The 2,233-nt window shown below is 69.1% G+C and carries 5 protein-coding genes; all 5 read right to left on the minus strand.

What is annotated here, in order from left to right:
- On the minus strand, positions 1–580 hold a 580-nt coding region (locus VFZ70_08885), incomplete at its 3' end, for a hypothetical protein (GenBank protein HEX6255911.1).
- 112 nt (positions 581–692) lie between these two features.
- Entirely contained in the window at positions 693–944 is a 252-nt protein-coding gene (locus VFZ70_08890; GenBank protein ID HEX6255912.1) for a helix-turn-helix transcriptional regulator, read from the minus strand.
- A gap of 330 nt (positions 945–1,274) precedes the next feature.
- Positions 1,275–1,475, minus strand: a complete 201-nt coding sequence (locus VFZ70_08895) for a hypothetical protein (protein ID HEX6255913.1) — start codon at positions 1,473–1,475, stop codon at positions 1,275–1,277.
- A 54-nt stretch (positions 1,476–1,529) separates the two neighbouring features.
- On the minus strand, positions 1,530–1,778 hold the full coding sequence (locus tag VFZ70_08900) for a hypothetical protein (GenBank protein ID HEX6255914.1): 249 nt from the start codon (positions 1,776–1,778) through the stop codon (positions 1,530–1,532).
- A gap of 257 nt (positions 1,779–2,035) precedes the next feature.
- Positions 2,036–2,233: hypothetical protein (locus VFZ70_08905; GenBank protein HEX6255915.1), on the minus strand; the 198-nt coding region annotated here is incomplete at its 5' end.

A 2,233-nucleotide genomic window follows, 5' to 3' on the forward strand; every position in this document is an offset into this window, starting at 1 on the left:
AGTCGCGCTGGACGCGTCCGACGAATCCGACGTAGAAGAACACGGCAACGATCGCCGCGTTCAGGAAGAACACGCGAGGGTTGGACTGGAACTCCTCATCGGTCAGCGCAGCGACCGGCAGCACCGCGCCGAGCGCAGCCAGCGCGGCGACTACGGCGGTCCTCGGGCTGCTCGCGTACAGGCCCACGCTGTACAGGCTGACGATGAACGCGACAAAGCCCGCGTTGAAGTGTTCCAGGGGTGGCGTGGTGACGTAGGGGATCGCGAACCACGCGAGGTTGACCAGTGTGAGCGCCGCGAGCACGGCGATGGCGTGGCGGCGGCGCCACTGCAGTGGCACGGCCGCCGCCGCCAGGAAGGCGGCACCCGACAGCCGGTCGACGGTTCCACCTGCTGGTGGATCGACGAGCTGCCACACGTCGAAGGCGCATACGAACAACGCGACGCACGAGTCGAACACGCGCGACCTGACCGGTTCGGGGACGACCATCGCGCGCATCGCACCGCGCGTCCGCCGCCACGCCCAACGACCCACGCGGGTGGGGCGGAGCCGCAGGGCCTGGCCCTTCGCGACACTCATCGGCGCGCCTCTGGTCACTGGGTGGTCCCGGGGCGCTTCCGGGAACCCGGCCCGGTTCGAGTATCTCAGCTTTGTCACCCGGATGCCTCCCGGCCTGCCCGCGCGCGGCCCGTTAGCCGAGCCGCCGCGCTGCCTCGGCGGCGAGCTTCACCCTGCTCGAAAGGCCGAGCTTGCAGAACACGTGCTCGAGGTGGGTCGCCACGGTCCGTCTGGACACGAACAGGCGTTCGGCGATCTCGCGGTTGGTCAGGCCCTCGGTGGTCAGCCCCACCACCCTCAACTCGGCGTCGGTCAGGCTGTCCCAACCCCACGCCGACCGGTCTCGAGGTGCACGCACTTCGATCGGAGCGACTCCAGCACCCATCGTCTCCACCCTCCTGCGCCAAGAAGTGCGCGCCGCACGCGATCGCCGCGGCACCGATGCCCCGACAGCTGTGTCGCACATCGAGCCACCTGCCGGCAGGGTAGGCAGCGGGACGGGTCGACGTCTTCGGCCCGGCGAACCGAACCGGCCCATCCCCGAGGACGAACCACGACGGCGGCGCCTCCTCCCCGAGGACGAGACACAGCACCGAGCGCCCGTGGAGAAGCCAAGACGGACCGGTCGACGAGTATCCCTACGGCTACGACGCGACCAACCCGTCACCGGCCGGGGTTGTCGGGCGCGCCCACGGCGGGTCCGCCGGGCCGACGCTCACGCTGTCGGGTCGACGGCGGTGGGTCGGTACGCCAGCCGGCCCTTGATCAACACCACGATCAGCAGCGCCGCCGCGATCACGATGATGAAGCTCGTCAGCACGGTCGCCTCATCGGATCCTGGAAGGAACGTGTGTGCGAACCCAAAGGCGCCGACCGTGGCGTTGTGCGCGGCGTGGGACACCCCGACCAGCAACACGCTGCGTCCGGTGCCGCTCTACAGCCACCCCACGATGACCCGGCTGGCTAGGTGCTACAGCGCGAACGACCCCACCAAACGAGCGCCATAGCGCTCGACCCATTTCGTCATCAGGTCGAACACGTTGGCTTCCAGGTGGACGGTGCGGCGCTGGCCGTGCTTGGTCTTGGTGAGCCCGGCGGATTCGTGGACCTTGAGGTGCTTTGCCACCGCGTGGACGGTGATGTCGCATGGTTCGGCCAGCTCACGACGTGAGCGCAGCCCGGGCGCAGTTCGGGAAAGCGTCTCGCGCGGTCTTGTCATCGTCCAGCTCGTAACGGTCTCGGGACGGTCGCCTGGGACCACATGGCAAGGATCGATCGCACGGCCCAGTTGGGGTGACAGAACTCCGGTCATACCATCCCCGGTTATCGGTTGCCTGCGAACTCGAGGAGTTCACGCGCTGGTCCGCGGACGTGTGCGGCCGACGCCGCGCCGCGGGTCGCTGCGGGTACGTCGAAGCAGGGCTGCGCATGTCACCGCCATCCGCGACTGTTCGAGGGCTCGCTGCCAGCGATCGTCTAGAACGGCAGGTCCCCGCCCTCGCTCAGGCCCTCGCGAACGGCATCGGCGATGACGCCGCCGCCTTGGATCTGGTCGGCGCGTTCGGACAGCAGGCGATCCATCTCGTCGTCGCAGCCGGCGTCGCGCACGCGGCCCTCGAGATCGTCAAGCTGCTGCTGCGTCCCCGCCGGGAGCAGATCATCCCGCCCCAGATC

This window comes from Euzebyales bacterium (assembly GCA_036374135.1).
Lineage (GTDB): Bacteria > Actinomycetota > Nitriliruptoria > Euzebyales > JAHELV01 > JAHELV01.